This is a genomic window from Bacillus nitroreducens (assembly GCF_964021195.1).
In genome coordinates this window covers 2,941,926-2,967,895 of sequence record NZ_CAXHYI020000003.1, presented here as the reverse complement: position 1 = coordinate 2,967,895, position 25,970 = coordinate 2,941,926, and the positions used below count along the sequence as shown (strand labels likewise).

General features: G+C 37.0%; 26 protein-coding genes and 2 riboswitches. Of the genes, 9 read left to right on the top strand and 17 right to left on the bottom strand.

Going from position 1 to position 25,970, the window contains the following annotated elements; genetic code table 11:
- Window positions 1-202: 202 nt before the first annotated feature.
- Together ACWPVE_RS18365 and ACWPVE_RS18360 are read left to right on the top strand one after the other, a co-directional pair.
- Window positions 203-619, top strand: a complete 417-nt coding sequence (locus tag ACWPVE_RS18365) for a DUF1641 domain-containing protein (protein WP_453995887.1) — start codon at window positions 203-205, stop codon at window positions 617-619.
- 43 nt (window positions 620-662) lie between these two features.
- On the top strand, window positions 663-1,847 hold the full coding sequence (locus ACWPVE_RS18360) for an NAD(P)/FAD-dependent oxidoreductase (RefSeq protein ID WP_453995885.1): 1,185 nt from the start codon (window positions 663-665) through the stop codon (window positions 1,845-1,847).
- Window positions 1,848-1,992: 145 nt separating this feature from the next.
- Here the strand turns inward: ACWPVE_RS18360 and ACWPVE_RS18355 are convergent, their stop codons facing one another.
- The 10 genes from ACWPVE_RS18355 to ACWPVE_RS18310 all read right to left on the bottom strand — a co-directional run bounded on the left by ACWPVE_RS18355 (window position 1,993) and on the right by ACWPVE_RS18310 (window position 12,350).
- Window positions 1,993-2,313 carry an AtuA-related protein gene (locus ACWPVE_RS18355; protein WP_453995883.1) on the bottom strand — a complete coding sequence of 107 codons (321 nt, stop codon included), beginning with the start codon at window positions 2,311-2,313 and terminating at the stop codon, window positions 1,993-1,995.
- The gene (locus ACWPVE_RS18350) at window positions 2,310-3,626 is read right to left on the bottom strand and encodes an acyclic terpene utilization AtuA family protein (RefSeq protein WP_453995881.1); all 1,317 of its coding nucleotides are present in this window, start codon (window positions 3,624-3,626) and stop codon (window positions 2,310-2,312) included. Before ACWPVE_RS18350 ends, ACWPVE_RS18355 begins: the two co-directional genes overlap by 4 nt.
- A gap of 16 nt (window positions 3,627-3,642) precedes the next feature.
- Window positions 3,643-4,938: a CitMHS family transporter gene (locus ACWPVE_RS18345; RefSeq protein WP_453995879.1), complete on the bottom strand. Its 1,296-nt coding sequence runs from the start codon at window positions 4,936-4,938 to the stop codon at window positions 3,643-3,645.
- A gap of 265 nt (window positions 4,939-5,203) precedes the next feature.
- Window positions 5,204-6,313: a chitobiase/beta-hexosaminidase C-terminal domain-containing protein gene (locus ACWPVE_RS18340; protein WP_453995877.1), complete on the bottom strand. Its 1,110-nt coding sequence runs from the start codon at window positions 6,311-6,313 to the stop codon at window positions 5,204-5,206.
- Window positions 6,314-6,569: 256 nt separating this feature from the next.
- Window positions 6,570-7,940 (bottom strand): sigma-54 interaction domain-containing protein, encoded by a 1,371-nt coding sequence (locus tag ACWPVE_RS18335; RefSeq protein WP_453995875.1) that lies wholly within the window; start codon window positions 7,938-7,940, stop codon window positions 6,570-6,572.
- A gap of 184 nt (window positions 7,941-8,124) precedes the next feature.
- Window positions 8,125-8,289 carry a hypothetical protein gene (locus ACWPVE_RS18330; protein WP_453995873.1) on the bottom strand — a complete coding sequence of 55 codons (165 nt, stop codon included), beginning with the start codon at window positions 8,287-8,289 and terminating at the stop codon, window positions 8,125-8,127.
- A 119-nt stretch (window positions 8,290-8,408) separates the two neighbouring features.
- Window positions 8,409-9,233 (bottom strand): MetQ/NlpA family ABC transporter substrate-binding protein, encoded by an 825-nt coding sequence (locus ACWPVE_RS18325; RefSeq protein WP_453995871.1) that lies wholly within the window; start codon window positions 9,231-9,233, stop codon window positions 8,409-8,411.
- 18 nt (window positions 9,234-9,251) lie between these two features.
- Window positions 9,252-9,911 (bottom strand): methionine ABC transporter permease, encoded by a 660-nt coding sequence (locus tag ACWPVE_RS18320; protein ID WP_453995869.1) that lies wholly within the window; start codon window positions 9,909-9,911, stop codon window positions 9,252-9,254.
- Window positions 9,904-10,914 (bottom strand): methionine ABC transporter ATP-binding protein, encoded by a 1,011-nt coding sequence (locus ACWPVE_RS18315; protein ID WP_453995867.1) that lies wholly within the window; start codon window positions 10,912-10,914, stop codon window positions 9,904-9,906. The genes ACWPVE_RS18320 and ACWPVE_RS18315 overlap by 8 nt, the downstream gene beginning before the upstream one ends.
- Window positions 10,915-10,955: 41 nt before the next feature.
- Window positions 10,956-12,350: an LLM class flavin-dependent oxidoreductase gene (locus ACWPVE_RS18310; RefSeq protein ID WP_453995865.1), complete on the bottom strand. Its 1,395-nt coding sequence runs from the start codon at window positions 12,348-12,350 to the stop codon at window positions 10,956-10,958.
- Between the two features lie 97 nt (window positions 12,351-12,447).
- Window positions 12,448-12,551: riboswitch (SAM riboswitch) on the bottom strand.
- A gap of 159 nt (window positions 12,552-12,710) precedes the next feature.
- Window positions 12,711-12,820, top strand: a riboswitch (SAM riboswitch).
- A gap of 81 nt (window positions 12,821-12,901) precedes the next feature.
- Here ACWPVE_RS18310 and ACWPVE_RS18305 point away from each other — a divergent pair.
- Both ACWPVE_RS18305 and ACWPVE_RS18300 read left to right on the top strand, forming a co-directional pair.
- The gene (locus ACWPVE_RS18305; RefSeq protein WP_453995863.1) at window positions 12,902-14,059 is read left to right on the top strand and encodes an acyl-CoA dehydrogenase family protein; all 1,158 of its coding nucleotides are present in this window, start codon (window positions 12,902-12,904) and stop codon (window positions 14,057-14,059) included.
- Between the two features lie 269 nt (window positions 14,060-14,328).
- A complete protein-coding gene (locus ACWPVE_RS18300; protein WP_453995861.1) occupies window positions 14,329-14,754 on the top strand; it encodes an SRPBCC family protein in 426 nt (141 codons plus the stop codon).
- Between the two features lie 109 nt (window positions 14,755-14,863).
- Here the strand turns inward: ACWPVE_RS18300 and ACWPVE_RS18295 are convergent, their stop codons facing one another.
- The 3 genes from ACWPVE_RS18295 to ACWPVE_RS18285 form a co-directional block, all read right to left on the bottom strand.
- On the bottom strand, window positions 14,864-15,040 hold the full coding sequence (locus ACWPVE_RS18295) for a rhodanese-like domain-containing protein (protein WP_453997625.1): 177 nt from the start codon (window positions 15,038-15,040) through the stop codon (window positions 14,864-14,866).
- Between the two features lie 196 nt (window positions 15,041-15,236).
- Window positions 15,237-17,159, bottom strand: coding sequence for an FtsX-like permease family protein (locus ACWPVE_RS18290; RefSeq protein WP_453995859.1), 1,923 nt, complete (start codon window positions 17,157-17,159; stop codon window positions 15,237-15,239).
- Window positions 17,146-17,913: an ABC transporter ATP-binding protein gene (locus ACWPVE_RS18285; protein WP_453995857.1), complete on the bottom strand. Its 768-nt coding sequence runs from the start codon at window positions 17,911-17,913 to the stop codon at window positions 17,146-17,148. Before ACWPVE_RS18285 ends, ACWPVE_RS18290 begins: the two co-directional genes overlap by 14 nt.
- A gap of 201 nt (window positions 17,914-18,114) precedes the next feature.
- Between ACWPVE_RS18285 and ACWPVE_RS18280 the strand changes: the two genes are divergently transcribed.
- On the top strand, window positions 18,115-18,786 hold the full coding sequence (locus ACWPVE_RS18280) for a response regulator transcription factor (protein ID WP_453995855.1): 672 nt from the start codon (window positions 18,115-18,117) through the stop codon (window positions 18,784-18,786).
- A gap of 197 nt (window positions 18,787-18,983) precedes the next feature.
- Window positions 18,984-19,811: a sensor histidine kinase gene (locus tag ACWPVE_RS18275; RefSeq protein WP_453995853.1), complete on the top strand. Its 828-nt coding sequence runs from the start codon at window positions 18,984-18,986 to the stop codon at window positions 19,809-19,811.
- Window positions 19,812-20,040: 229 nt separating this feature from the next.
- Here the strand turns inward: ACWPVE_RS18275 and ACWPVE_RS18270 are convergent, their stop codons facing one another.
- From ACWPVE_RS18270 to ACWPVE_RS18255, 4 genes are all read right to left on the bottom strand, one after another.
- On the bottom strand, window positions 20,041-21,216 hold the full coding sequence (locus tag ACWPVE_RS18270; protein WP_453995851.1) for an MFS transporter: 1,176 nt from the start codon (window positions 21,214-21,216) through the stop codon (window positions 20,041-20,043).
- Between the two features lie 291 nt (window positions 21,217-21,507).
- Entirely contained in the window at window positions 21,508-21,792 is a 285-nt protein-coding gene (locus ACWPVE_RS18265; RefSeq protein ID WP_453995849.1) for a hypothetical protein, read from the bottom strand.
- 84 nt (window positions 21,793-21,876) lie between these two features.
- Complete coding sequence (locus ACWPVE_RS18260; RefSeq protein WP_453995847.1) at window positions 21,877-22,212, bottom strand: hypothetical protein; 336 nt, start codon at window positions 22,210-22,212, stop codon at window positions 21,877-21,879.
- A 261-nt stretch (window positions 22,213-22,473) separates the two neighbouring features.
- Complete coding sequence (locus ACWPVE_RS18255; RefSeq protein ID WP_453995845.1) at window positions 22,474-23,337, bottom strand: DUF421 domain-containing protein; 864 nt, start codon at window positions 23,335-23,337, stop codon at window positions 22,474-22,476.
- Window positions 23,338-23,620: 283 nt separating this feature from the next.
- On the opposite strand from ACWPVE_RS18255, the gene ACWPVE_RS18250 reads away from it, so the two are divergent.
- From ACWPVE_RS18250 to ACWPVE_RS18240, 3 genes are all read left to right on the top strand, one after another.
- Window positions 23,621-24,103: a CBO0543 family protein gene (locus ACWPVE_RS18250; protein WP_453995843.1), complete on the top strand. Its 483-nt coding sequence runs from the start codon at window positions 23,621-23,623 to the stop codon at window positions 24,101-24,103.
- On the top strand, window positions 24,103-24,579 hold the full coding sequence (locus ACWPVE_RS18245) for a CBO0543 family protein (protein WP_453995841.1): 477 nt from the start codon (window positions 24,103-24,105) through the stop codon (window positions 24,577-24,579). Before ACWPVE_RS18250 ends, ACWPVE_RS18245 begins: the two co-directional genes overlap by 1 nt.
- A 450-nt stretch (window positions 24,580-25,029) precedes the next feature.
- Window positions 25,030-25,785: a hypothetical protein gene (locus ACWPVE_RS18240; protein WP_453995839.1), complete on the top strand. Its 756-nt coding sequence runs from the start codon at window positions 25,030-25,032 to the stop codon at window positions 25,783-25,785.
- Window positions 25,786-25,970 lie beyond the last annotated feature (185 nt).

The following is a 25,970-nucleotide window of genomic DNA, read 5'->3' as shown; positions in this document are numbered from 1 at the left end:
GTTAAAACGGTTTTCATCATGTTTAGATTTCAAGCTCTATACTTTTGATAGATAAGAAGCTTTATATGTTTATAAATGTAGGGTGGAAATCAGAGATTGTCTTGCCCTTTTAAATGTGAATATGTGAACATGACTCGAAATCTACCAGCATTTTCATCGTAGATATGCTTAGTGGAAATTCAACTATGAAGGAGAATGGGATATGCCAGAAGTATTGACGAAAGCTCAAGAAGCTGTAGGCCAAGAGAAATCAGATGTACTTGACCAACTATTAAAACCTGAAGTTCAAGAATCACTCACTACTTTAGTGGAGCAACTACCAAAGTTAACAGAGGCTGTTAATCTCTTAACTAAAGCGTATGACTTAGCACAATTAGTGTCAACAGATGAAGTTCTTAAAAATGATACAGTTAGCGCTATTAAGGAATTCTCTGAACCTGTAATCGGCTCAGTTAAATCAATCGCTGCAACTGCTATCGAAGCAAAAGACCGTGCGGATGCTTCTGAAGATGTGATCGGTCTATTTGGTGTATTAAAGTTATTGAAAGACCCAGAAGCACAAAAAATGTTACGCTTTGTAAGCGCCTTTTTAGAAGTCCAAGCTGAACGTAAAGCTTAATATTTCATAACCATTAGATACTAGTATGGACGGAGGATAAATCATGTCAAAAGAAATCGTCATCTTAGGTGCAGGTTACGGAGGTTTATTAACTGCTCTAACATTACGTAAATATGCAAGCAAAGAAGAAGCGCAAATTACAGTGGTAAACAAATACCCGACACACCAACTTATTACGGAATTACACCGTCTTGCGGGAGGTACAACAACTGAGCGCGCGATCTCTTTCCCTTTAACAAAACTATTCAAAAACAAAGATATTAATGTAATTGTCAGTGAAGTAACAACTTTCTCAGTTGATAAAAAAGAAGTTCACCTTGCAGATGGTGCTGTGTTAAGTTACGACAACTTAGTTGTAGCTCTTGGTAGCCAAACTGGTTTCTTCGGAATCCCTGGTCTAGAAGAGAACAGCTTTGTCTTAAAATCTGTTGATGATGCAAACCGCATCTACAAGCACATTGAAAGCAAAATTGCGGCTTATGCGGAGTCTAAAAACCCTGCAGATGCAACAATCGTTATCGGCGGCGGTGGTTTAACTGGTGTTGAACTAGTTGGTGAAATCGTCGACCACTTCCCAACAATTGCTAGAAAACATGGTGTGGACTTCAATGAATTAGACATCAAATTAGTGGAAGCAGGTCCAAAAATCTTACCAGTTCTTCCTGATGACCTAATCGAGCGCGCTACTGAAAGTTTAGCAAAACGTGGCGTTGAATTCTTAACGGGTCTACCTGTTACAGGAGTTGAAGGAAATAAAATTTCCCTAAAAGATGGTTCTACAATTGAAGCGAACACATTTGTTTGGACAGGTGGCGTTGCAGCACTTCCAATCGTACAAGAGTCAGGTCTTGAGTGTGACCGCGGTAAAGCAATCATTGACGAATACTTACGTTCTAAATCACACCCTGACGTATTTGTAGTTGGTGACGCATCTGTTGCGCTTCCTGCTGATGGAGGTCGTCCATTATATGCACCTACTGCCCAAAACGCTTGGCAAATGGGTGAAACCTGTGGATACAACCTTTTTGCATTAATCAAAGGACAAAAACTTGAAGAGTTCAACCCAATCAACTCTGGTACACTTGCAAGTCTTGGACGTAAAGACGGTGTAGCAACAGTTGGTGGTAACAATATTCCACTTAAAGGACTTCCAGCTTCATTAATGAAAGAAGCAAGTCACGTACGTTACTTAACTCATATCAAAGCCCTATTTGGCTTAGCATACTAAGATTTAGAAAGCCAATTTTCTATGATGGAAAATTGGCTTTTTTATTAAATAAAGAAACGATTCTTACTACAATACACTCATTCAAAATTAACCTTATTATCTACTAATACAAGGCCAACATTAGTGCCACATCCCTACCAGCAGCTTAATTTTTACTCTCGATCTCCATCTCTAATAATGCATAACTAAGGCTTTTTCCGTGTGTATCAATCGCAATTGAAGTAGTAACCCCTCCCATTAAGCTATTTTCACAGACAAAATTAAATGCTTTAATGTTTGGTAGCTCATACCTTGTTACCGTACCTTTCACGAAGTGATTAAGATGTTTTTTTACTCGTTCAGCTGTAACAATAGATGAGAGCCATTCGTAATCGTCCTCGTTGTATGGTATTAAAGAAATATTAAGAGTATTCCCTTTGTCTCCTGAACGGCAGTGTGCTACATCCATTAATTTAACTTTTTTCATACCCTACACTCCCAAGCCTTTGTTTTTACAGTAATGGCTTCTCTATTGATGAATGTTGAAACAATCCCAATAACTTCTTCAACCCTTTTTCTAGCACCACCCCCAGCTGCTGGTCCGTTCGTATATAAGGCTTCCACTTCATGCCCAATTTTTTTTGCCTCCTCTTCTGTCTTGCAAAGAGCAGCTGCTCGAACTCGGACTTCATAGGCTTGAATGTTTTTATACTGTACATGATGGAGAGAAGACACCCCAATCAAGTCCGTTTTTAGTTTGGGATAGTTTTTTAATAGTCTTTTCTTTAAAATATGTTGAGCCAGCTCCCCTCTTTGCAATGCCGTAGAACCTGCATAAGAAATTTCTCCCTCTCCTAAAAACCCAGCGTGATATCCTACGGAAACCTTTAAGAGATCTGGCTTTCTTTTTCCAGATGCTCCAGAAACGAGAACCTGATCCTTTCCAATCTCTTTAAGTTTTACGGTTGTAAAGTCAGCGATACAATCTGGTGTGTAATAACTTGCAGGGTCATGTACTTCATATAATAATTGTTCTTTAACCGTCTGTAAGTTAACAATACCTCCCGTATTAGCTAACTTTGTTATGATTGCATCACCATTTGGTTCAATCATTGCATAAGGAAAGCCAAGGTCTTCAAGTCCTTCCACTTCTTTTCGTCCTGGGTCAGCAAAATAACCTCCTGTAATTTGACCAGCACACTCTAATAAATGACCTATTAATGTACCTTGGCCGATTAAATTGTAATTTTCAAGATCCCAACCATAATGATGAACGATAGGGGCTAGGAATAATGAAGGGTCTGCTACTCTTCCTGTTACAATAATATTTGCTTCCGTTTCTAATGCAGGAAGTAAAGACTCAACACCTAAATAAGCATTCGCTGAAATAAGAGGTGTGTAATCTTGAAGACTTTTACCAGATTCAAACACTACGAAATCACCATTCAGTTTATCTAAAACGTCATCCCCTGTTACCGCTACAACCTTGCATGCCACCCCCATTTCTTTCGCTATTTCTATGATCTTTTGTGCAGCACTATTTGGATTCGCTGCCCCCATATTTGTAATCAAGCGAACGTTGTTTTTCAATAAAAGTGGCAATAGAACTCGAATTCGTTCATCTAGATATTCATTGTATCCAAGTGATGGATCGATTTGTTTTTGTTTTTGGGAAAGAGCAATTGTACGCTCGGCCAATCCTTCTAAAACTAGATAATCTAAATTCCCTTCTTCCACTAGTGCTTTGGCGGGCTCGATACGGTCTCCTGCAAAGCCTGCTCCAGATCCAATTCGCAACAAGGTAAACACTCCTCAGTTAAAAAATAGAGATTGCGCCAGTTAAAAATGCTATGATTGTCATCACAATTGTTGTACCAAACGCCCATTTAAAAATGAAGCGTTGATGATCTCCAAGTTCTACACCAGCCAACCCAATTAATAGGAAGGTTGAGGCCGTAAGAGGGCTTAATGGAAATCCAGTAGTCATTTGTCCTAGTATTGCGGCACGACCAATCTCCTCTGGGGCAATTCCAAAGGCACTAGCGGTTTCGCTTAAAATCGGTAAGACACCAAAATAATAGGCATCAGGTGTAAATACTAAACTAAGCGGCATACTGGATAAAGCCACAATTAGTGCCATAAAGGAGCCTGTGCTTTCTGGAATCACATTTACCATGGCAGTTGCCATCGCTTCAATCATGCCCGTTCCAGAAAGTACGCCTGTAAAGATACCCGCTGCAAAAATGATCGTGACAACAGTAACCATTCCAGTGGCTTGTTCCGTAATTCGATCTTGCTGGTCCTTCGGCTTTGGATAGTTCACAATAAGTGCGATCGCAAACCCAACCATAAAGACGATCGGAAGTGGTAGCCAAACTTCTACAAGTGCAACAATTGTAATAATCGTTAACAGTAGGTTAAACCAATATAATTTTGGTCTTTTAATACTTAATTCTTTTTCACTTCGTTCCTGGTTAAAATCATACTCGAAATCTACTACTCCCAAGCGTTTTCTTTCTCTTTTACCTAATATAAAACTGACAAATAACACCCAAATCAAGCCAGCAATCATTGCAGGGATGACTGGTGTAAATAACGTGTCTACATCCATTCCTAATGCACTAGCTGCTCGGACAGTTGGGCCACCCCATGGAAGCAAATTCATTGTTCCAGCGCTAAGTGCCACAACTCCTGCAAGTACCAGCCGGCTCATTCCTAATCGCTCATAAAGTGGAAGCAACGCTGGAATCGTTATTAAGAAAGTAGAAGCTCCAGATCCATCAAGGTGTGTCACCATACCAATAATGGCTGTCCCCATTACTATTTTTAAAGGGTCACCTTTTACCATTTTTAACACTCCAGAGATAATCGGATCAAACAGGCCAACACTATTCATTAATCCAAAAAACAATATCGCAAATGCTAGCATAATTCCCGTAGGTGCCACTCCAGAAACCCCATCTAAGATCATACTTCCTAGATTTGCTCGTTCACTTGTAAATAAACCAAACAGTACAGGAACCAAAATCAAGGCGACTATCACTGAAACTCTCTTGGAAAGGATTAAATACAAAAATACGGCGATTGTTAAAAATCCCAGTATAGCTAACATGTAAAGCCCCCCTTTATCACATAATAAAACGCTTACAAATCTACATGTATTTCTTGACCAACACTTAAATTTTTTATCGGTGTAAAGAAGAAAGGCTTTCTAGCTTTTTAGAAGAAACGACTTTCGTTATAATTGACTATGGATTTTAAAACGATAGACATATTCTCTAAAGTTAGAAAGCCTAAAAAATATTTTCAGGATGTTGTTCTACCTAGTAGGACTTAAACAAACATTTACTCATCTAAAAAAACTTAATAAATATTACTTACTCAGGTTTCACTTGACTAAAAACCCATTCAATCATTTCGTTCGTTGCATACGCCGGTACCCAAGATGCATGATTATAGCCTAATTCTTTCGGATATTCTGTATAAATTGGATTCCCTCCAGCATTTTTGATAGTTGTGATTATATCTCTTGAGTGAGAAACTGGAATGACTGCATCATCTTCTGCATGAAAAGCCCAAATAGGTTTGCCGACTAACTTATTCGCTTTAGTTGGATCTCCACCGCCTGCTATTGGAACCATGGCGGCAAATACATCAGGGTACTCAATATTTAAATTAAACGTTCCATATCCCCCTTGTGATAAACCAGTTGAATATAAACGCTTGCTATCAATATTGTAATCTTCCATCACATGTAAAAGGATTTCATATGCTTTTCCAAGGTCTTGTGAAAACTCGAATACTTTGCTCAAATTTACATTATTATTCGAATCTCGAGTTACCGTAAAACCCCCGTCATGAACATTACGTGCTTGCGGTGCTAATACAAATGAAGGATGTTTGGCTTGGTTTTCAGGGGCAGCCCAAATTATCGCTCCGTCATTTGCTAGTAGCTGTTTCTCATTATCCGTTCCGCGCTCTCCCCCACCATGTAAAAACAATACAAGTGGATAAGATTTAGAAGGGTCATAATCTTTAGGTACAAAAAGACGGTACGGCATTCCGTCATAGTTAAAGCTCAAAAATTGATTTGCAATGGATTCTCTCGTTTCAAATGTAAATGTAAAAATAGCGACCTCACTATTGGTATTTCCTTTGTTAAATTCAAGAGCATTTTTATTTACATTACCACGAACAGCTATTGCTTTAATTTCTGTATCTTGTTCAACAAGAATTGGCCCATTGTAGACTTGACCATTCTTTATTGGATCGCTCCCATCCGTCGTATAGAGGATTTTTACATTCGGAGTTGGCGAACTTAACTCGATCAATTGAGCACTATAATAGTTTCCTGAGGGTACAGAGGAAACTGGTGCTATAACCTTACCATGGTTTCCTTTGGCAAACGTCGTTCCGCTACATAATGTTAGTAATAACAACGAGAATAAGATTGAAAGAATAAGTTTTCGAATAAAGCTTTTCTTCAACTTTTATGCCTCCCAATTTGTAATTTTTAATTACTTGAACGAGTCCTCCTTTCTTCTTGATGTGCTTAATAAATTTAGATGCAACTTTTATGCCAATAACAAAAAGCCTTATTTTACAAGGCTTTTTAAATACGAACTGATTTTTCTTTCTAGATAGCTAGAAACTTTATATATAAAAAAGTACCTTTATACTTAGAGGACTATCACTTTCTAAAAAGCTAGAAGTGGATTCACAAGAATTCTAATAACCTAGAAACTATAATTTAATTTGGAGCTTTGACATTTTATTGTATAAGGAGGCTAAGGAAATACCTAATTTTTTCGCTGCTGCTTTTTTTTCCTCAACCGAAACTCCTGTTTCTTGAAGTACTTCTAAAATTGCCTTCCTTTCGGTTTCTCTTAACAATTCCTCTAATGTATGGTGAGAATGAGATTTGCTACTTATATGTTGAAACGAACGTTTTATGGTTTCGGGAAGATTTTCGAATGTGATTACATTACAATCAGACATGTTGATCGCATAGTGGATTGTGTTTTTTAACTCTCTTATATTTCCTGGCCAATCATATTGCATAAGTGTATTCATAACCTCGTCTTCAATTCGGATTTCTGTATGATAACTTTGATTCTTAATAATAGAAGTAACAAACTTTGGAATATCGTCCTTCCTTTTACGAAGTGGAGGGACTTCTAGGTGCACAGTGTTAATCCTATAATAAAGATCGTCTCGAAAACGTTCCTTTTTCACCATATGTAATAAATCTTTATTCGTTGCGGCAATAATACGTACGTCGATCTGCTGTTCTGTTAACCCGCCTATTTTACGAAAGGTCCCCTCTTGTAGCACTCGAAGTAGTTTCGCCTGAAGATCCATTGGCATGTCCCCAATTTCGTCCAAAAAAAGGGTCCCTTTATTCGCAAGTTCAAACAAGCCAACCTTTCCGTCCTTCTTTGAATTAGTAAAAGCACCCTCTTCATACCCAAACAATTCGCTTTCAAGAAGAGCAGTTGGAATAGCTGCACAATTTACAGGGACAAAAGGATAAGATTTTCGTGAACTGGCATGGTGAATCGCTTGAGAAAAAAGTTCTTTTCCCGTGCCCGATTCGCCCGTTATTAAGACATTTAAGTTAGTTGGTGCAATTTTTTTGGCTTGATGGATGATTTTCTTAAACCGTGCATTGTTTCCAATCATGTTTGAAAATGTATATTTTACTTGATGGATACGTCCAATCGCATTCTCTAATTGATTCACACGACGCTTGTTTTTCTTTAATTCTAATGATAATTGATACACCTCAGAGACACTTTTACAGACAGATACTCCCCCAATGATTTCATTTTGATCATAGATGGGAGCCATATCTACCACATATTCAAAGTCCTTTTCTTTACGGAATACACCTTCTAGTGACTTCCCTGTTTTTACTACCGTTGGCAACAGTGCACCAGGTCGAATATCAAGTAGAGGTTTTCCAATGATTTGTTCTTTTTTAACACCCGTAATATTTGTATATTCTTCATTTATTAGTTGAACAATTCCGTTCTTGTCAATGACTAAAATCCCATCATGAACTGCCTCAATAATCCCTTCTAGCCATCCTATCCGATTACTTACCCTTAACATTTGAACAGCTCCTTTAATTGGGTGAATTATCAAAATTATATGCTAATTATTTTCATTTTAATAGGGAAAACAGTATTTTCGTTTTAGATGACTAAATAAAAGTATCGTTACAACCTACATTAATACGTTTTTTGACTATAAAAAAAGCAGCCTAGAAAACTAGACTACTAATTTTTTATCCATACTATCCGTTCTTCACTCGCTTAACAAATGTAGTAAGTGTCTCCTTCAGTTGGTCTGCACCAGTGCTTGGTCTAAATTCATGATTGTCAATGACTAATGGGGCTCCGATTACGACGAGTGGTGCACCGTACAGGTGTTCACCTCTTTCTACAACTTGTCTATTCATGGTATTCTACACTTCCTATTTATATTAACGAAACAAATAAAAATGACACCATTACATTTTGAATAGTGTCATTGAATCATAGAGTTTCAGGAAATAGTACAATTGACCAAGACCATAATTTAAGGATTACTCATCCAATCAGGTCTATGGAAACCTTCAAATTTTTCATCGATTACCTTCTTAAATGCTTCTGATTCTACTGCTTCTTTAATATCTTTTACAAACTGCTTGTCAAGGTTTTCCGTTTTTACCACTACTCGGTTTATAATATTTTCAGGTAGTTTATCTCTAACAAGGGCCGTCGTTAAGTCTAATCCCGCTGAAATGGCAAAGTTTCCGTTAATCGCGGCAAGATCGACTGATTCGAGTGTTCGTGGTAATTGTGCTGCTTCGACTGGTTGAAACTTTAGTTCCTTTGGATTGCTGATAATGTCTTTCTCTGTCACTCTAAGTGGGTCCACATTAGGATCAAAGTCAATTACTCCATTTTCTTTTAGCACTGTAAGCCCTCTGGCTAAATTTGAAGGATCATTTGCGATTGCAACTGTACTCCCCTTTTCTATTTCATCCAATGAATCATATTGATTCGAATAAATGCCTATTGGCGCTGTTGGAACGGTAATAACACTGGATAATTCCATGTCATTCTCTTTTGCAAATGCATCCATATATACTTTGTGTTGAAACAAGTTTGCATCTAATGATCCATTGTTGAGTGCGATGTTTGGTTGAACATAATCATTGAACTCTTTGACTGTAACTGTATACCCCTTTTCCTCTAAATAAGGTTTGACACCCTCTTCCAACATATCGCTATAAGGAACCGTTGCACCCAGTACTAATTCTTTCTTTTCATTACCAGACGAGGAACTATTCGTGGAACCACATGCACTAAGTGTACATACAGCTAATACAGATAATAGTAACATTATTGTTTTTTTCATCTCATCTCTCCTATTTTATTATCGCTTGTTCACTGCCTTTGCTATAAAATCTCCAAAATATTGAACGCATTGTACTAAGACAATTAATAAAATAACCGTGGTGAACATAATTGTATTGTCATATCGATAGTAGCCAAATCGTATGGCTAAATCTCCGATTCCCCCGCCTCCGATTGTACCTGCCATTGCGGAATAGCCAATCAGACTAATCGCCGTGATTGTTAATCCTGTAATAAGTCCAGGTTTTGCTTCTGGAAGAATGATTTCTCGAATAATCATCCACGGAGAAGCGCCTACAGCTACTGCGGCTTCAATGACGCCTCTATCGATTTCTCTTGCGGATGATTCTACGATTCTTGCATAAAATGGGATGGCGGCAACAGACAACGAAACAGAAGCAGCAACTGGTCCAATCGTGGTCCCTACTAGCCAATTTGTAAATGGTAACAAGAAAACGAGTAAAATTATAAAAGGGATGGACCGTATTAAGTTGATGACAATCCCCACTATCCCTTTCATCCATTTATTTTCTAAAAATAATCCCTGGTCTGTAACAAACAACGTTATTCCTAAGGGTAACCCTAGCAAAACTGCGACCAATAACGCGATTCCGACCATAAAGATCGTTTGGAAGAAAGCGAGATTTAACTCAGGCAAAATTTCTAGAATACTATCCATTCTCTACCACCTCCACTATACTGACACGCTCACGAAGATAATCAATTGCTCTTTCTACTTCTTCTTCCTCTCCAAGAAGCTCCATGATGAAAATGCCAAGTGGGGTATCTTGGATATATTCAACTTTTCCGTGGAGGATATTTCCTTTCACTGTGAAGGTCTGAAGCATGTCGGACACAATTGCTTCTGCCGCTAAATCACCCCTAAATTGTAGTTTTACAAGTTTCCCTTGTAGTTTTTCTATTAATTTACTAGGTAGTTCAAAGCTAAGTACCGTTTCAATAAATTTCTTGGTCAAGGGATCAACTGGATTCGAGAATATATCATAAGTAGGTCCTTCTTCAACGACTCTCCCTTCTTGCATGACCGCACAACGATGGCAGATTTCTTTTACCACTTCCATTTCATGTGTAATGATTACAATTGTGATACCAAGTTCTTTATTTATCTTTTTTAACAAAGCCAAAATAGACTTCGTTGTATTTGGGTCTAAAGCAGATGTTGCTTCATCACATAAAAGAACCTTCGGATTATTGGCAAGCGCGCGGGCTATACTAACCCGTTGTTTCTGGCCACCGCTTAGTTGAGCTGGGTATTGATGCATCCTGTCTTCAAGTCCAACCAGTGTTAATAATTCTTCTACTCGTTTCTTTCGAATTGTTTGCTCCACCCCTGCAGCCTTTAAAGCAAACGCTACATTTTCATATACGGTTTTGGATGCAACCAAATAAAACCCTTGAAAGATCATGCCAATGGATTGTCTTACCTTTCTTAGCTGCTTACTCGATAACTGTAAGAGCTCTACACCATCTACTTTGACAACACCTGATGTAGGTCTTTCCAAAATATTAATACAACGAAGTAACGTGCTCTTGCCTGCACCACTATAGCCAACAATTCCAAATATTTCTCCCTCTTTGATTGTGAGGGAGACATTATCAACTCCAACAATCCGATTCTCTTTGCTTATATATTCTTTCGTTATATTCTTCAACTCTATCATGATGGTGTATTCCCCTCATTTCCTAATTCCACAAACATCTTTTATTGTTTTAGAGGCACACGTCGAAATTTACTACCGGGGTGATCATCTGGTAGCGTACTTTTACCTTCAGGGAATAACTTTTCTCGCAATGTACCTTTCGTGTATTCTGTTTTATATAATCCACGTTCCTGCAAAACAGGAATTACTAAATTTACAAAATCTTCTAGGTCACCTGGTGTAACTAAATGATTTAAATTGAAGCCATCTACTCCAGATTGTTCAAATTGGAATTGGATTGCATCTGCAACCTCTCTCGGGTTCCCAACAATGATGCTGTTACGATCCAATGACTCAAAACGGTGTAACACTTCACCAACCGTTAATTTTTTCGGCGCATCTTTCGTAAGTGTGGCAGCCTTGTAATGCCCTCCTTCAGTCTTTTTCTTGTATTCAAATGGTACATTTGGATCTACATTTTCAAATTCAGCTATGTCATATCCACTTGCCCCATATTGTGCTTTTGCGGCGTCTGGGCTCCACAGCTTGTTGTATTCCTCAAATTTCTGTTCCGCCTCCTCTGTTGTTTCGGCAACAATCACACTTAGGAATGAGAAGATCTTAATATTATTTGGATTACGTCCATATTTTTCAGCGCGTTTTCGAATATCATCTGCATAATAGCGAATTCTCTCTGGAGTCGGACCTCCAACAAAAATACATTCCGCATGCTTTGCTGCAAATTCTCGTCCTTTCTCTGATGTACCTGCTTGATAAATAACAGGTGTTCTCTGAAGGGAAGGCTCACTTAAATGAGGACCTTCGACTTTGAAATAGCGACCCTCATGATTAATTTCATGTACTTTTTCTGGGTCAATCAGGGTCTTCTTCTCAATATCTTCAATCACCGCATGATCTTCCCAGCTTTGTTCCCACAATTTATACGACACTTCAAGAAACTCATCTGCGATCTCATAGCGCTCATCGTGTTTAATCAGATCCTGAAGCCCAAAATTTCTTGCTGCGTTAGGTAGGTATGAAGTTACCACATTCCATGCAATTCTTCCCTTTGTCAAATGATCCAATGTTGAAAAACGTCTCGCATTCGCAAACGGCGGTTCATATGTCGTACTTACAGTCACGGCAAACGAAAGATTTTCTGTGACATGCGCCATTGCTGAGATCAATAAGGCAGGGTCATTTAATGGTACCTGTAGCCCATCTCGAATCGATGGTGCTTTACTTTTCTGATACACATCATAAACACCAAGGACATCGGCAAAAAAGACGGCATCGAACTTCCCTCTTTCTAACAACTTCGCTAATTCAACCCAGTAGTCTAAATCCTTATATCTACGATGACGTTCATTCTTCGGATGCTTCCAAAAACCGTGAGAATTGTGCATGGAGCTATTCATTTCGAATGCATTTAAAATAATTTGCTTCTGTTCACTCAACTTTTGTTCCTCCTTAATGTTTAAAATAGAATGTTGAAAAAAAAAACCTCTTCTAAGAAAAGAAGAGGCTTTTTTACCATACGTAAGCACAACTCTTTCCTTATCTTTCAAGCATTTCGCTTGCTGGAATTGGCACAGTTCTCTTAAAAGTCTGTTGCCGAGGCTTCAAAGGGCCAGTCCCTCCACCTCTCTGGATAAAGAAATCAGATTATTAAATTTAATCCAAAATATACATGAGAAAGAAAAAACTGTCAACAACTTTTAGAAATATTATCATTATTTATTTTTAATGTTATATTTTAAATCTTGACAATAATGAAAACATCATTTACAGTGTAAACTAAATTAAATAGTATCAAAAACTTATCAAGAGTCAGGGGAGGAATCTGGTCCTACGATCCTGCAGCAACCTCTTTTTTATAAAGAAAGGTGCTAATTCCAGCAGACTAACCATGTCTGGCAGATGAGAAAGGATAAATCAAACCCAAGCCCCCTTTCGTCGTCTCGAGAGGGGTTTTTTCTTTTCATAAAAAACAGAGGGAGGTACGTGTATGTCAATTGCGTTTGATCATACAACTGGCAACAAAGTGCACCAAAATAAAATCAAAAAAGCAGGGGAATTAGCTGCGATTTTTAAGGAAAGATCTGCAGATATTGATGCAGGTGGAGAATTTCCTTATGAAAATTTCGAAGACTTGAAACAAAACGGATTCTTAGCCCTTACTGTTCCGCAGGAATATGGTGGCAGTGGTTTAAATCTCTTTGAGTTTCTTACAATTCAAGAACAAATTGCAAAAGGAGATGGTCCAACTGCCCTTTCTCTCGGCTGGCACCTCGGACTACTCCTCGAGGTGGCTGAAAGTAGAAATTGGAACGAAGAAAAGTTTGCCAAAGTATGTGAATTGGTCGTAAATCATCAGGCACTCATTAACCTTGCACAAACAGAGCGTGCAACAGGGAGCCCTTCCAGAGGAGGTATTCCGACTACTACTGCAATTAAAGAAGAGAATGGATGGCGAATAAATGGAGTCAAAGCCTTCACTTCTATGGCCATTGCACTCGATTATTCAATTGTAACCGTCAATCTTCATCAAACTAGAAAAAAAGGATATATTTTAGTAGACCATAAACTAGATGGGGTCCATATAAAAGAAACATGGGATAGTGTTTCCATGAGAGGAACCAAGAGTGATGACCTCATTTTAGATCAAGTGCTAGTCGAAGAGGATGCACTATTGGTAGTAGAGGATTTATCGAAACCATCTCCAAAAGGTTGGTATTTACAAGTGCCAGCGGTTTACTTAGGAATTGCTGCTTCTGCTAGGGATTACGCAATTAAATTCGCTTCTGAATATTGCCCTACCACCTTACCTGGACCGATAAAAGATGTACCAGAAGTGAGAAGAAAAATTGGCGAAATCGAACTAGAATTGTTTCATGCTCGAGAAATTCTGTATTCCGTTGCTAGAAAATGGGTAGAGTATCCAGAACAGCGAAGTAGTATGGGACCTGAACTAGCAGCCGTAAAACATATTGCAACGAACAGCGCAAATAAAATAGTCGATTTGGCAATGAGAATCGTGGGAGCAAGGAGTCTTTCCGCGCAGAACCCGCTTCAACGGTATTTCCGTGATGTTCGAGCTGGGCTTCATAACCCTCCAACAGATGACGCAATTGTTTATACGCTAGCTAATGCCGTTTTAGACTGAGATTCTTTCATGACACTAAACAAGGTGTCATTGTTTTTTCATATTACACATACTCACTAAGTTGGTATTCTCTAGTTGGCCTTATGGATAAAATGGGTTTTTCATTCATTTTTCGAAAGATTATTTCTTTCATAAAAGCTGAATTCTATGAGTTTTTGTGTTTTATTTTGTAAATACTGTTGGTAGTATGATGGATTATTTTGAGTCATCTAACGTAAGCTTATTAGGAGAACGAAGAACAAAATATCATAGTTAAAGGAGAGCATAGAATGGAATCCAATCGAGTTACCATCACGACAACAGTTCATGCACCAGTAGAGAAGGTTTGGGAATATTGGACAAGTCCAAATCACATTACAAAATGGAACTCTCCATCAGAGGATTGGCATTCGCCACATTCTGAGAATGATCTACGGGTCGGTGGAAAATTCGTTACACGAATGGAAGCTAAGGATGGTAGTGTTGGTTTTGATTTTGGCGGAACGTACGATGAAGTAACCTTACATAAGTATATTGCCTATACGATGGCTGACGGAAGAAAAGTCGAAGCTACTTTTAAAAGCAATGGAAACGAAACCGAAATTATTCAGGTCTTTGATCCTGAAACGGAAAACCCTGTTGAGTTTCAAAGACAAGGATGGCAAGCCATTTTAGATAATTTCAAAAAATATGCAGAACAAGAAGCTAGCCACTGAAGATCTATAAGTGACTAAAAAAGTCATATCATCAATGTCTCTATATTCGTTAAAAAAGCAGTCCGAATCTTGTCGGACTGCTTTCTAGTTTCTTTTTCGTATTTTTGTTTCACTCTAGTTTCCCACTCCAGTTATTCATTCCACCGACCAAGTCCTCAACTTCGTATCCTAAAGCTGCTAGAATGCCACAAGCCGCCTTGCTACGATTGCCAGATTGACAGGCTACGATATAGGTTTGATCCTTATCTAGTTCTCCCTTGAGTAACGCAAGCTGACCTAACGGGATATGCGTGGCACTGGAATTTTCCCAGTGGCTATTTCACCTTGTTTCACGAATATCAAAGATGTTTACTTCTTCACGATTGTGTATACGTTTTGTGACTTCTTTTAGGTGTTACTTGTTTTGCCATGAATTGTCTTCCGTATATACAATTTAGTGTTCTACCTTCTATGTCACTCCATTATTCGAGAGACTTATTCCTTTAGTTATTCACTGTTTTTTTTACTGTCGTAAGTGTTAATAGATAATAACTTAGATATATAATAAAATACAATAGAGTTGTGATAACAATTGGAACTGTTAAATTCGTTCCTATTAATACAGAAAAAATATTCGAAGCGATTTGTAATATGACTAAACCATGTACAACGCCAATGATAAGTGGCAATCCGAAAACAAACATCATTTGCTTTCTTATGACCGCATTTACTTCTTTTTTACTTACACCAATTTTACGTAAAATTTTATATCGGCTTCGATCCTCGTGTGATTCTGTTATTTGTTTAAAATAGATAATACATCCCGTTGCTGCAAGAAAAACAAGACCTAAAAATCCTAAAATAAATAGATTTAATCCACCTGATTCTAGCCCTTTTCGATAGATGTTATAATACGTGATTAATTGCATCTCTTCACTAGCCAACTTTTGTAATTGAACTGTCGTATCCTTTGTCGTTTTTTCACCTGCAACTTCATATGCTTTAATCGTTACAGGGGTCACTTGAGCCGCGATTTCAGAGAACATTTGATTGCTAACGACAATCGCAAAATCTGGATAACTCCAAGGAAGTATTCTGTCTTCTACCATTGCGCTGAACGCTAAGTCAAGTTCTGTATTTGGCAATTGTAATGTTACGAGATGTTCTTCAAAATCATTTGACGTATACTCCGTTAAAAGTGGTCGAATGCCAATCGTTTGATTGCCCGTAAGCTGAATATTACTTTCCTTCCCTACTATTTTTAATGCCTCATTATACGTATTTTCAGATATGATTTTAATTGGTCCGTTCTTTAAATAATCCTGTAGAAGTGGACTAGATACTTCCCCATTTACGTGAATGACAGGGATATCCATTTGCCCAATAAACGAATGTTCGCGATCAGATTGAATCACGTCTTCGATTTGCTTGTCTACAGATTCACTTGTAGAAATATGCATATAGCTGAAAGGTGCTTCTTTTTCTGCTTGTTTTTCATTTGTATAATAAAAGCTGTAGCCGACTGATATTGCACTTATCGTCACGGCACTCAGCAATGCGATCATCGTAAGTGTGCGAGCATTTCCATTAATCCGATAAATCAATTGCGAGATTCCAACTAAATTTGTCCCCTTATAATAACTTGTCTTTTTATTTTGTAGGAGTCTTAATAGATAAATAGTAAGGAATCTAAATAATAAATACGTACCTAAAACAATACAGAATAAAAATAACAAAAGATTTGTTAGCACTTGGATGTTATTAGTTGGCGGTTGATAGCCCAGCCAATAACTCAAGGCGATTAAAATAATGGAGGTTAACGCTGCAATAAACGATATTTTCGGGACTTTTTCCCCTTCCTTTTCTGCTCGAAATAGCTCAATCAATTTGAATCGATAGATCAAACGGTACGCACGAAAGGATGTAAATAGAGAGATCATCAGAAAGACGATAAATGTATTCACAATCGCATCTAATGATATTCCGAAACTAACTTCAACTGGTGCATTCAACAATCTGAGAACAATCAACGTAAACAGTTTCGATAAGATGGTTCCAACGATGATCCCGATCATTACCGCGATTCCACCCATGATGATATTCTCATAAAAAAGCATTTTCCCGATTGTTTTTTTCCTTAAGCCTAAGAGCGAATATAATCCCACTTCTTTCTTTCGTTTTTTTGTAAAAAAAGAATTTGAGTAGAAAATAAAAATGGCTACAAATAGTACCAGTACTACAGAACCTGCAATAAAGATATTAAGAATACTATCAGATGATTCAATCGCTTTTTTTACTTCTGGACTGTACTGTAAGGATACAAATGTATAATAAATCACTACACTGAAAATCATGGATATAAAATATAGCAAGTAGTTTTTAACGTTACCGATCATATTTTTCTTCGCTAAATCAAATAGTGTCACTTAGGCCACCCCCAAGTGCGGATAGTACATCTAAAACTTTTTGGAAAAATTCTTTACGGGTACTTTTTCCTTTTACAAGTTCTGTAAACATTTTTCCGTCTTTTATAAAAATCACTCGATTACAGTAACTGGCAGCAAATGCATCGTGGGTGACTAGTAGGATCGTTGCTAGATTTATTTCACTTAATTCTTTTAAGCTTTCCAATAAATCGGTTGCTGATTTTGAATCCAATGCACCAGTAGGTTCATCTGCCAATAGTAGACTCGGTTTCGTGACGATTGCACGTGCTGCGGCGGTACGTTGCTTTTGACCACCAGAAATTTGATATGGATATTTCTCTAGTATTTGACTGATCCCAAACGTTCTTGTTACTTCGTGGACTCGTTCCTCTAATTCGTTCACATCTACTTTAGCTAATGCTAAAGGCAGGATGATATTTTCCTTAACGGTTAATGTATCTAACAAATTATAATCCTGAAAAATAAAACCAAGCTTTTCACGACGAAATGTAGCTAATTGCTCCTCATTCAAATTAACAATATTCGTCCCATCAATATGAATATCACCAGAAGTTGGTTGATCAATTGTTGCTAATACATTAAGGAGTGTTGATTTTCCAGCGCCAGAAGGTCCCATAACACCTACAAATTCACCTTCATATACGTTTAAATCGATATTATCCAATGCAGTAAATACATTTCCTTTTGTTCCGTATACTTTTTTTATGTTTTTCGCATCTACAACGATATTCATTTCATTCAATCCTCCAAAGAATCATATTACTGTTCTTTATTCTATCGGATGATACTATTATTTAACCTTACAGGTTTATCGTTAACCTTACAATTTCGAAAGGTTGGTTCAAAAATACGATGAAAAATACTAATATTAAAACAGTGAATCATTTTAATACGATGGTCAAACTGGTACTAACAAATGAAGGGAGTGTTAAAGATGAAAGTGATGATTGTTGAAGACGATCAAGTAATAAGAGAGCTGTTAGCAGAATCCCTTGATAAATGGAATTACGAAGTAGCTATGTTAAACTCATTTGAGAATGTATTTGACGAGTTCATTCAGGAACAACCAGCTATTATATTATTGGATATTAACTTACCTCTATTTGATGGATATTACTGGTGTAACAAAATTAGAGAAGTGTCTCAAGTTCCGATTATATTTATTTCTTCCCGCGATTCACATATGGATATGATTATGGCCATGAACATGGGTGGCGATGATTTCATTCAAAAACCGTTTGATACAGAGGTGCTTATGGCTAAAATAAGAGCCCTTCTACGCCGATCTTATTCCTATACAGAAACACAAGCGAACGTAGTCGAACATAATGGGGTTCTATTAAATTTGAATGACTTGAATATATCTTTTGGGGACAAGAAGGTAGAGCTCACCAAAACAGAATTTGTCATTTTACATCTATTAATGAAACATGCAGGAAGTATTGTGAACCGGAACAATATCATGCGTGCGCTTTGGAAACATGAACAATTCATTGATAACAATACTCTATCCGTCAACATTACCCGGTTACGAAAGAAAATATCACAATTGGGTATCAAGGACTTTATTACGACAAAAAAAGGAGAAGGCTACTTAATAAAATGAATTTCCTAACATACATAAAGGATAAACGTTTCTTCCTCTGTTTTTACGCCATGATTATGAGTTTTATTTCGTTATTCTTACTGCTAAGTGCCGAAACACAAGATGTTTGGGGCAATGTTATATACATAAATAGTAGTTGTTTGTTATTCACATCTCTGTATATTGTCATCGGTTATGTTTACCACAGAAATTTTTATATGAAAATTAAGGGACTAATGAATAGTTCTCATGATGACGCTCTTACATTATTACCTAAAGCACAAAGCCATGAGCAACAGTTGTATCTTAATCTTTTTGAAAAAATCATGCGTACGCAAGACAAACAATTGCAATCGTTATATAACCTTAAACGAGAACAGGAAGAATATATCCTTGCATGGGTACATGAAATTAAACTACCCATTACGTCTAGTCGTCTACTTATCGAACACTATGAGGGAAAGTCAGTAGATTATCTTATTAATAAACTGGAAGACGAACTTGATAAAATTGAGGACTATGTGGAGCAAGCCCTTTATTACTCCCGTGTCGAATCTTTTGCTAATGATTACTTTATTACAGAGGTTGATGTAAACCAGATCATAAAAAATAGTATCAAAAAATACTCGAAAATATTTATAAATAAGCAAATTACCCTAGAATTGAATCATAATGATAAAAAATTCGTACATAGTGATAAAAAATGGCTCGGATTTATTATTGACCAACTCATCACAAACTCGTTAAAGTACACAGATAATGGAGGTAGAATTTCTATCCATTTTGAACAAGAGCATAAAGAAAAACGGTTGATAGTTCAAGATAATGGTATAGGAATAACAGCGGAAGATTTAAACCGAGTATTTGTAAGAGGCTTTACTGGTACAACTGGAAGGAGTCATTCAAAATCAACTGGAATGGGACTGTATCTTGCAAAAAAATTAGCAAATAAATTAGGCCATGACCTATCTATCCAATCTATAGAGGGTGAATTTACAAAGGTTACGATTCATTTCCCTAAAATAAGAAATTACTATAAAATCTAAATTTCCGATACATTCCCCGAAATTTCACCTCTCTTGTATTAGAGTTAAAAAACAACAACTCCTGCCAATCTCTATCTCTATCTCTTTGGCAGGAGTCATCTGTTATGTTAATTTAACTTCTTTTTATCAAGTAATTTAGATATATTAATTCGAAGAGACGTTTCTAGTGATTCTATCTTTAATATTTTCCAGTTTTTATGGAAACAGGAGAACCGTCCCCCTGTTCTATTTACAGAGGAGAACTGTTCCCTTGTTCTTTCAGCTTTTCGATTGCGATGGTTGCTCCGAGTAGGACGAGTGTGAATATGAATAAAAATAATGGGAAGAGGTTCATGCTGAGTCCTTGGAAGATAAATCCTACTAATGGAGGTAAGATGGTTATTCCAACATATCCAGAAGCGACTTGAACTCCCATGATTGTACTAGAATTCTTTACACCAAATCGTCTTGGGGTTTCGTGCATCATGGTTGGAAATATCGCAGCACATCCAAAACCAACAAGGATAAATCCTATGTACATGAAGGTACCTGCCCCTACAGCAACAACAAGAATTCCGATTAAAAGTGAAATTTCGCTTATGTATAACAACTTTTGATTGGATAACCAAAACGTAATAAATCCAGAAAGAATTCTTCCGACTGTTAAACTGGCAAAAAACAATGAAATAATAAAACTAGCCGTTGCAATTGAAAACGACTTAATTTCAATTAAGTAACTACTTCCCCACAAAAATATGATTCCTTCAACACCCACATAAAAGACAAACGATAATAAAGAAAAGAGAACGCCTTTTTGTTTCAATACTGTTTTGATCGAAGTTGTGCTTTCTTCCGATTCTTTTTCTGTTTTTTTCTCATTTTGTTTCCAGAGAGGGAGTGAAAGGAAAAGGATGATCACGACCAATACTTGAATGAGACCAATGATCAAATACCCATTTCTCCATGAAAAATGTTGATTTAATACGAACCCCATAATAATCGGTCCAGTTGTTGCCCCTACTCCCCAAAAAGCGTGCAACCAATTCATATGGTGTGCCTTAAAATTGACAGCCACGTAGTCATTCAAAGAAGAGTCAATCGCACCCGCTCCAAGACCTAAAGGAATTGCAGCAACGATTAATAATAAGAAATTTTGTGTAAACGCAAATCCGATTAAACCAATAGAAGTTAACAACACACTTGCTAAAACGAGTCTCCCAGTTCCAATTTTTTTCGTAATTTGCATCGTCTGTAAACTTGATATGACCGTAGAAATGGCAATAGTCATTGAAAGAATACCAGCCATACTGTAGGCCACACCAAATTCCCCCACCATTTTAGGCCAAGCGACTCCTAAAAGAGAATCAGGTAATCCTAAACTAATGAATGTCAAATAGATGATCAATAAAAAAATGAGTTGACGCATGTCCTATCCTCCAAAGTTCGTGGTGCAATAAGTGCAGTTAAGTGAATTACTATTAATCTCTAAAAGCACTATTATTAAAACAATAAAGGTGCAACGACTCATATTGAGGCATTGCACTCCACATATTACACCGAGACTGACTATTAATCTATTAAATTGATTCTTTTCATTAAGGGATTCCATTAATGAAATTTCCAAAACTTAGTTTAGTTTCTTATTTTTTCTTATATTACAGTAATGATACTTCTAACTATAGTGATAACACAACTCATATGTAAAGAAGAAAAATGTCTAATTCCATTTTCTTCTTGTGTTTGAATCAGGAAATTGAAATAACTTTGGTCGATTGTCAGCGTTATTTTTCTTTTTGTTTCGATCTCTTTCAATCATCATGTCTAGCTTTCTTACAGCTTGCTCCAACTCTTGCTCCGTTAACTCTCCTTTTGCATATAAACTGCATAGCATTCCATAGGCTATGGCCTTTGTATCAATATCGATATTCACGACTAAATCGACATCCGCGTTACCACTGCGATTGATCAGTGTTTCCAATTTATTTTGAATTGAACGATCCATCCATATTCTCCCTTCTATTTATCGTCAACCGAATCTTTAAGGGTACTAATCTAGTACCCTTAAAGGTGGAAGTCCGATTCGGCGTTACTTAAACCCGAAACGTTGGTGTTGATCTTGATCTTGGTCTTGATATTGATCTTGGTCTTGATCTTGATCTGCATCAGCATTACTTCTAGAGCGTACTCTAGCTTTTGAATCACTAGCTACTTTAATATCTACTCTGGAATTACCGCTGTGGTTGACACGAGCTTTTGCAATATTTGTGTTTTTGTCCTTTAAGTTTACATCTGTGTCATTTTCTGCGTCACTATCTGCTCTAGCTCTTAATTCATTATCATTATCAACATCAACATTACTGTGAAAATCATTTCTGTTCCTACTGTTTCCAAAAATAGACTCATTTCTCCATACTTTACTCATAAATGGTACCCTCCTTTCAATATTTACTATATTATATTTTTAAATGTTCTCTTTGATTGGACAAAGTTACCTCGTTCATAATGACAAGTATCTATTAATGAAAAAATGAGTTTTCAGTCTATAATGGTACTAATTGGAATCGATAAACAAACAGGTTCACACCATGAGGAAAACAAATTAAAGAGGAGTAGAATTTTGTCTACTCCTTGTAAAGGGCAAGCTGTAGCTGAAATGAAGACTTTTTCAGCTGCCATACTAAGATTATTCACTTAAATATGGATTCAATTTCTTTATCATCTTATCTATTTCCTTGGATTGTTTAAAATACATTTTTCTTGCAACATTGTCCTTCGTTAGAAAAGCCGTCTGTTCAAGATCTGATTGTATTCTTCTTAACTTTATTGCTAAGTTGGTTTTTTGATTTTCTTGTTCAATTGTTTTATCATCTTGCGTATTTTTCTTATCATTATATAGATCAACAAAGAGACTTCCATCGGAGTTTATTTGAGCTAAAAAGACATCCTCTAGCTCGTTGGCCCCTTGTTTTTTGATTTCTTCTAGTAGCCACTCTTTCGTATACCCTAAGTATTGCAAGTGATGTTCTAACACCTCTCCATCGATAATCGCTAGAGAAGGACCATGATCCTCCTCTACCTCTAACCCTATATCATTCGGAGTAAGCGCCTGATATTGTGGTTTTTTCAATACGCTGATGTCTCCATTGGTTTCCATCATTGCTAGTTCTACCTCTGAAAGATTAAAAGCACCTTTTACCCGTAAGCCATTTAAGAGGTCATCAAATGTCATCCTTTGCTTTAAAAGAGTCTTCTCCATTACTTTTCCATCCTTCACCAATATCACAGGACTACTTTCCACTATTTCTCTGAATTTGAACGATTTAACGGCACCAAACCCAATCAACAACGATAAAACCGTATAGATAACGAGCGCGGTTACGCCGTGTCCGAACGAAAGAGACTTATCGATCGCGATAGAACTAGCCATTGTCCCAATCGCAATACCTACTACATAGTCAAAAAAAGTAAGATGAGAGATTTGCTTTTTCCCAAGAAGTCGTGCAAGAGTGAACAAGATAACAAATGACCCTGCCTGCCATAAAAGCATACTCAGACATTGCAACCTCCAGTGATCATTTTTACTATCTTACTTATTGTCCCCATAAAAAATGGGAATATTATTTAGTTACGTTTCATCATATAAATGACTCTACACTCAAGTAAAATCTTCGTTTTTAGAAGGTTATAACACTCTCACCGAATCATCATGAAAAGATTAACCATTCATGAGTTTCAAGTAATCACTAATCCCTTTGATAAATTCAAACAGTTTGGAAAAAATATATAAATGGACATATGTATAAATTTTTAAGAAGAGGGGTTTTGGAGACATGCAGAAAGAATTCGTCATCCTACTTATACTATGGATGATAGGCATTATTGGTTTTTTCGCATTGATTGTGAGAAAAGACGTGCGCAGAGGCATTCTGGCCTTCTTACTGTTTCAGGCAGTGATCTGGTTTTTCGATATGTTTGTTTTTAAATATGGTTTGTTATATGCACCAGTCAGAGAGTTCCCTGAAGCACATGAGTTTCCCCTTACAATTGTTTATTTTTTCCACCCTCTTCTATTTTCCATATTCTACGTCTATAAAAGGTTAAATTTCAATTTCATCTATTTTTCAATCTGGATTTCTTCCATTACGTTATTTGATGTTGTCATCGAACATTATACCGATCTATTAGAATTTAGAAGCATGACGTGGTATGGGTTGTGGGTATATTTTGGATTTCTATACTACGCGAGCAATATCTGCTGTGATTGGTTCTACAAGGACAAATCCGTGTTCCAAGTAGAGAAATGGGGGACATAATGACAATCGAAGCTTGGATTTTACTAGGAGTATACGTATTCACAGCAGCCCTTCTTTTCGCGATTCCGAGAGAAAAGATTCGGCTTGCAGTGGTGGCATTTTTATTCAAGCAGTTTATTACATTTCTGATTGGCTTAGTTGTTGTTGAATGGGGATTACTCGAATATCCAGTTCGCTTGTTTCCTTCAGTCAGTCGATCAAGCTTCACATATGAGTTTTTTGCTTATCCTCTCACTTGTGCCATCTTTAATGTATGGTATCCAAATAATCGGAACTTACTTATTCAATTCATGTATTATGTCGCATTTACTACAGTCCTGACGATAGGAGAAGTCATCATTGAGATATACACCGATCTCATCACATACATCCATTGGGAATGGTATATTTCTTGGATTTCAATATGCCTCACATTCTACATGACTCGACGATTTTGTATTTGGTTTTTTGCTAAAGAACATGGGGAAATCTACTAATTTAAAGACGCTTCCCTGATGCTCGCCTCTTTATATAAGACTGTTTTCGCACTGATTGTTGCTCTTACTAAACAAATAACATACCAAGGAACATATTAAAAATTGTACTAAAAACACGATTAGATCTACATACTTCGCTTTTTATCGTGCGGCTGGTGAGCCTTAATTAACAACTTACAACATTGACGACTGAGTCAGCCATGTTAGAATGACCGTTTTACGTGCTGCATAACAAAAGAGCACCAACCTTTGAGTTAAAGGTTGGTGCTCTACACTTCGTTTACGATCTAGGCTTTTGTATTCCCTGAAGATGTTTACATTATTTCTATTTCTAAAACTTGAACTTTTGATAGAATTTTTTATGCATTTCACACTATAGTCCTATTATGAATAAGCCCTTTGTCTCAGCCTTTTTTTGGTAAAATAAGTAATGAAAGGGGCTATAAATGAATGGAATTGCAAACGAAGGATAATCGAAGTTATACAAATCAGCTCCCTAAGTGGGCCATTGGTTGCCATATTGGATTGATTTCGGTCTTCTTATTTATAGGGATATGTGGATTGGGTTTAAGCTTTAGTGAATTTTCTGAGATGGGATTGGGCTTTTCCATTCTACTATTTGCGATTGGCGTTACCTTTGTCGGTTTTGCATGGTTCAGCTATAAAAATCTACGTAACTATCTAGATATTGTGATTCATATTCAACTAGGTGATAAGGGCTATGATTCCTATGTGAAGGACAAATTAAAAGGTGAAGAACAGCACATCTTTCTTCCTTATGAAAAGATGAAATATGTATTAATTGGAATGGATTACCGATTGAAGGCAAAGTCGACGATTGCTCATAGTGACAACTATCAACTGAGGACGAAATTTAGTAAAGTACGATCAGCAAAACTATTCATCTATGGGGTGGATTCTACGAATCAAATAAGGGTTACAAGCTTTCCACATGCCGAGAAGCAATCACTCTATGATTGGATTGACGTCTTTTTGAAGCACAAGGTTGATATTTTCCATACAGATCAAGCCTTAACAGCTACCCCAAGCGTTCCTGAAATCATCGAATCGATTCCAAAAGAGCAGTTTGATGGAAAACTTTCCTTTGTGATCGGATCAGAGGCAGAAAACACTGATACCTTTTTTCTGACCGATGAACAGAAAGAATCCCTTCATACACAAAGTAAAAAGAAGCTTAGACTTTGAGAGAGGCATCTAGTATGCCTCTCTCAGACTGTTAAAAACGCTCGCATACTTCATTACTAGCCTCACTCGTCTGGTCATGAAGACAACTTCTATTCCCGTCTTCGATCGGCTGCGCATCTTGTCTGACATCCGTTTTCAAGACAGTCTTGGAAAGTGGATCTTACTAGGGTTTCCTATAAAAATGA